1 protein-coding gene and 1 tRNA gene are annotated in these 5,940 nt (G+C 71.8%); one reads left to right on the forward strand and one right to left on the reverse strand.

Features of this window, described 5'->3' with window-relative positions; genetic code table 11:
• Positions 1–147: 147 nt before the first annotated feature.
• Positions 148–230: transfer RNA gene (locus QH283_RS21790), tRNA-Leu, on the reverse strand.
• A 387-nt stretch (positions 231–617) separates the two neighbouring features.
• On the opposite strand from QH283_RS21790, the gene QH283_RS21795 reads away from it, so the two are divergent.
• A partial coding sequence (locus QH283_RS21795) for a fatty acid synthase subunit beta domain-containing protein (protein ID WP_280504832.1) occupies positions 618–5,940 on the forward strand: 5,323 nt, incomplete at its 3' end.

The following is a 5,940-nucleotide window of genomic DNA, read 5'->3' on the forward strand; positions in this document are numbered from 1 at the left end:
GTTCAACCACCGCCGCCTCTACCGGTACTGCGGTGACATCCCACCAGCGGAAATGGAGGCCGCCCACTACGCTCAACAACCAGCCCAGCCAACGGCGGGGCTGTCACACCGATAGGTCTCCGGACTCACCGGGGCGATTCAGATCTGTGCGCGAGAGGGGACTTGAACCCCTACGTCCTTCGGACACCAGAACCTAAATCTGGCGCGTCTGCCAATTTCGCCACTCGCGCTTGGTGGTACGACCGTCCAAACTTTACCGGCTGGAGGGCGGCGGCAGAAGTGACTGTGGCGAGTGTCGTACTCGTCGGTAACTCGACCTGGGATTATAACGATTCGATCACGGGCAAGATGAGGGGCACTCATGTTTCTGTGTGGGGCGGTAACGGGTCGGAACTGCGGCTTTGAAACGTGAGGGAGGGTCATGTTTCACCGGGTTCTGGTACGGCCGTCCGAAAATACTCGGGGGTAGGGGTTTCGGTGGGCGGCAAACGTGAGGATTTCCTCATGATTCTGTGGAATCCTCGCCGTCATCAGGCCGAGCGGTCGAGGAATGCCCGCGCACCCGAGCTGAGCGATGAGCCGGTGGCACGTCGCCGAGAGAAGGAAGACGAAGCGTCTTGACGATCAACGAAAGCACCGAGACCGGAGCCGGAGCGAGCGCGAAGGTGGGTAGGGCCGGACAGAGTGCGGCGGGGACGCGGTCGCCGTTGCTGGATCGTTTGCTGAACGGCACTCCTTACGCCCTGGCCTTCGGTGGCCAGGGGGCGCGCTGGCTCAGCGAACTCGAGGAGATCGCCCGCGACAGCGCGCTGGAGCCGGAGCTCACCGCGCTGGTCAACGAAGCGGCCGCACTGCTGGAACCCGTTGCGCGCCAACTGCTCGTGGTGCGCCCGGGCGGGTTCGACCCGGTCGCCTGGATGCTCGAGGACGAGCTCGCCGACCCGGACGCGGACGAGCCGTCGGCGGCCCCGTCGGAGGACGTGCTGCGCTCGGCCGTGGTCTCGATGCCGGGTGTGTTGCTGACCCAGCTGGCGGCGCTGCGCGCGCTGCGTCTGCAGGGCCTGGACCCGGCCGAACACGCGCCGGTCGCGGTGATCGGGCATTCGCAGGGTCTGCTGGCGGCTTCGGCGCTCCAGGGTGCGGGCGCGCGGGATGCGGAGCTGCTGGCGATCGCGCAGCTGATCGGCGCCTCGGCCGGGCTGGTCGCGCGCCGTCGCGGGCTGATGCCGGTGGGCGCGAACTCGCCGATGGTCGCGGTCTCCAATGTCGACCCCGAGCAGCTGCGCGCGGTGGTCGCCGAGGTGTCCGAAGGCGTGGACCCGGCTGCGGCGGCGGTGCTCTCGATCCGCAACGGCCGTCGCCGCGCGGTGCTGTCGGGCACCCCGGCACAGATCGAGCGGGTGCGTCGGCACTGCGCGCAGATCACCGATCAGCAGACCAAGGAGCGGGAGAAGAAGATGCGCGGCGGCGCGGTCTTCTCGCCGGTCTTCGAGGACCTGCTCGTCGACGTCGCCTTCCACCACCCGGCGCTCGCCGACACCGTCGAGCTGGTCGGCGCCTGGGCCACCCAGTGCGGCCTGGACGCGGAGCTGGCCGCGCGGCTGGCGCAGGAGATCCTGGTCGACCCGATCGACTGGGTCGCCGAGGTGGAGCGCACGGTCGCCGCGGGCGCGCAGTGGATTCTCGATCTCGGCCCCGGTGATTTGCTGACCCGCCTGACCGCGGGCTCGCTCAAGGGCAGTGGTGTCGGGATCGTCGCCGCCGCCACCCGCGCCGGCCAGCGCAGCCTGCTGACCCCGGGTGCGGCGCCGGTGCCGGAGAAGCCGTGGAGCGCCTACGCGCCCAAGCCGGTGCGTCTGCCCAACGGCCGCATCGTGGTCGAGACCGCCTTCACCAGGCTCACCGGCCGCTCGCCGATCCTGCTGGCGGGCATGACCCCGACCACCGTGGACGCCAAGATCGTCGCCGCCGCCGCGAACGCAGGCCACTGGGCCGAGCTGGCCGGCGGCGGCCAGGTGACCGAGCAGATCTTCGCCGACCGGGTGGCCGAGCTGAAGACGCTGCTGCACCCGGGCTGTTCGGTGCAGTTCAACTCGCTGTTCCTGGACCCCTACCTGTGGAAGCTGCAGCTGGGCGGCAAGCGCCTGGTGCAGAAGGCCCGCGCGGCAGGCGCGCCCTTCGACGGCGTGATCGTGACGGCGGGCATCCCCGAGCTCGAAGAGGCCGTCGCGCTGATCCAGGAGCTGACCGAGGTCGGCATCCACCACGTGGCGTTCAAGCCGGGCACCGTGGCCCAGATCCGCGCGGTGCTGCGTATCGCCGACGAGGTGCCCGGCTACCCGGTCGTCATGCACATCGAGGGCGGCAAGGCGGGCGGCCACCACTCCTGGGAGGACCTGGACGACCTGCTGCTCGAGACCTACGCCGAGCTGCGCAACCGCGACAACGTGGTGGTCTGCGTCGGCGGCGGCATCGGCACCCCGGAACGGGCACGCGAGTACCTGACCGGTCAGTGGGCGCTCCGGCACGGCTACCCGGTGATGCCGCTGGACGGCGTGCTGGTCGGCACCGCGGCCATGGCGACCCTGGAAGCCACCACCGCGCCCGAGGTCAAGCAGCTGCTGGTCGACACCCCAGGCACCCCCGACTGGGTCGGCGCAGGCACCGCCTCCGGCGGCATGGCCTCCGGCCGCAGCCAGCTCGGCGCCGACATCCACGAGATCGACAACGCCGCCTCGCGCACCGGCCGCCTGCTCGACGAGGTCGCCGGTGACGCCGACGCGGTCGCCGAGCGCCGCGCGGAGATCATCGAGGCGCTCGACCGCACCGCCAAGCCGTACTTCGGCGACGTGGCGACCATGACCTACCTGGAGTGGCTGCGGCGTTACGTGGAGCTGGCCGTCGGCCTGGACCGGCGCAAGGACTTCGACTGCGGCAGCGACATCGGCGACGCCATCGCCGACGCCACCGCCTCGGTGTGGCTGGACCGCAGCTGGCGGGACCGCTTCGCGGAGATGGTGCGCCGCACCGAATCCCGCCTGCACCCGGCCGACCGCGGCGAGATCCCCACCCTGTTCGCCGACGACGAGGCGTTCGAGAACCCGGTGCAGGCGCTGTGCGCGCTGGCCGAGCGCTACCCGTCCGCCGAACAGACCCTGCTGCACCCGGCCGACGTGCCGTTCTTCGTCTCGCTGTGCAAGACCCCGGGCAAGCCGGTCAACTTCGTGCCGGTCGTCGACGCCGACGTGCGCCGCTGGTGGCGCTCGGACTCGCTGTGGCAGGCCCACGACCCGCGCTACTCGGCCGACCAGGTGTGCGTCATCCCCGGCACCGTCGCCGTCGCGGGCATCACCCGGGTGGACGAGCCGGTCGGCGAGCTGCTGGACCGTTTCGAGCAGGACACCGCCTACAGCCTGGTGCGGGACGGCGTGGTGCCCGCCCCGGTCGACGCCCGCCGGGTCGCCGGTGTGACCTCCGGGGTGATCGACGCCGTCATCGCCGCCCCCGACGTGCAGTGGGCGGGCCGCACCACCATCAACCCGATCCACCGTCTCGGCGATCTGGCCGACTGGACCGTGGACGGCAAGGGCGCGGTGCACCCGCGCACCGGCGCCACCCTGGCCGAGACCACCGGCCCGGACGCGGAGAACGCCTACGTCGAGCTGACCGTGCCGCTGCTCGGCCGCGAGGTGGTGCGCATCCGCATCACCGCGCCGGTCTCGATCTACAACGGCGGCGCCCCGGTCGTCACCGAGGCCGACGCCGAGGCCGCCATGTCGGCGCTGCTGGCCGTGGCCGCCGGACGGTCGCTGCCCGAGGTCAAGGGCGGCGTCGCGCACGTCAACCTGGCCTGGACCCCCGACCTGATCGCCGATCACGCCGGTGTCACCGGCTCCGGCCTGCCCGGCACCCTGAGCACTCTCGGCCGCACGGTCCCCGACGTGCTGGTCGGCGCCTGCTGGCCCGCGGTCTTCGCGGTCCTCGGCGCCACCCGCACCGGCGACGCCCGCTCGGTCATCGAGGGCATGCTCGACCTGGTCCACCTGGACCACCAGATCGCGCTGCTGCGCGAACTGCCCGCCCAGACCAGCATTCTCGTGGTCCGCGCCGAGGCGGGCGAGGTGGTCGACACCGACATGGGCCGCGTCGTGGAGGTCCGCGTCGCCGTCGGCGAGATGCGCGACCAGGGCCTGGACGTGGTGCCGCTGGCCGAGCTGACCGAACGTTTCGCCATCCGCGGCCGCAACGGCTCCGGCGAGCTGTCCGATCCGCCGCGCGCCGCGGGCACCGCCGAGCAGGCGTCCGACACCCCGCGCCGCCGCCGTCGTGACGTGACCGTCGTCGCCCCGCGCGCCATGCACGCCTTCGCGGCGGTCTCCGGCGACCACAATCCGATCCACACCAGCGACAACGCCGCCAAGCTGGCCGGTCTCGGCAGCCCGATCGTGCACGGCATGTGGCTGTCGGCCGCCGCCCAGCACGCGGTCTCGGCCGTCGACCCGAGCGCCACCGTGCCTGCCCGCACCGTGACCGCGTGGACCACCCGCTTCCTCGGCATGGTCCGCCCCGGCGCGCAGATCGACGTGCGCGTGGAGCGCGTGGCCGTGGACAGCGGCAGCGAGATCGTCGAGGTCTCCTGCCGCACCGGCGGCGAGCTGGTCATGACCGCCACCGGCCGTCTGCGCGCGCCCAAGACCGTCTACGCCTTCCCCGGCCAGGGCATCCAGCGCAAGGGCATGGGCCTGGACGCGCGGACCCGCTCCAAGGCCGCCAAGGAGATCTGGGACCGCGCCGACAAGCACACCCGCGAGGCGCTCGGCTTCTCCATCCTGGCCGTGGTGCGCGACAACCCGACCTACCTCAAGGCGCGCGGCGTCGAGCACCGGCACCCCGACGGCGTGCTGCACCTGACCCAGTTCACCCAGGTCGCCATGGCCACCCTCGGCGTCGCGCAGGTCGCGGAGCTGCGGGAGGCGGGCGCGTTCGTCGAGGGCGCGATGCTGGCCGGTCACTCGGTCGGCGAGTACAACGCGCTGGCCGCGGTCGCCGGTGTGCTGCCGCTGGAGGCCGTGCTCGAGGTGGTGTTCCAGCGTGGCTCGGCGATGCACGCGCTGGTGCCCCGGGACGACCAGGGCCGCAGCGACTACCGGATGGCCGCCATCCGGCCCTCGCAGATCGGCCTGCCCGACGACGAGGTCGTCGGCTTCGTGTCCGGCATCGCCGGGCAGACCGGCGAATTCCTCGAGGTCGTGAACCTGAACCTGCGCGGCTCGCAGTACGCCATCGCGGGCACGGTCGCCGGCCTGGCGGCCCTGGAGGCCGAGATCGACCGCCGCCGCGCCGAATTCGGTGGCAAGCGGGCCTTCGTGCTGGTCCCCGGCATCGATGTGCCGTTCCACTCGACCGTGCTGCGCAAGGGCGTGCCGGAGTTCCGCGCCAAGCTCGAGCAGCTGCTGCCGCAGGACCTGCACCCGGAGGTGCTGGTCGGCCGCTACATCCCGAACCTGGTGCCCAAGCCGTTCTCGCTCGAGCGTGAATTCGTCGCCGAGATCGCCGATCTGGTGCCCTCGGAGCCGCTGGCCGCGGTGCTCGCCGATTTCGAGTCCTGGGCCGCGCGCCCGGTGGAGCTGTGCCGCGTGGTGCTGATCGAGCTGCTGGCCTGGCAGTTCGCCAGCCCGGTGCGCTGGATCGAGACCCAGGACCTGCTTTTCACCGACACCGCGCACGGCGGCCTCGGCGTGGAGCGGTTCGTGGAGATCGGTCTCGGCGCCACCCCGACCGTGGCGAACCTGGCAGCCCAGACCCTCAAGCTGCCGAGCTTCGCCTCGGCCGCCGTCGAGGTGCTCAACATCGAGCGTGAGGCGGGCGTCGTCTACTCGACCGACACCGATCCCGCGCCGGTGGACGAGCCCGAGGAGACTCCGGCGAGCTCTGCCGCGC

This window comes from Nocardia farcinica (assembly GCF_029867845.1).
GTDB lineage: Bacteria > Actinomycetota > Actinomycetes > Mycobacteriales > Mycobacteriaceae > Nocardia > Nocardia farcinica_A.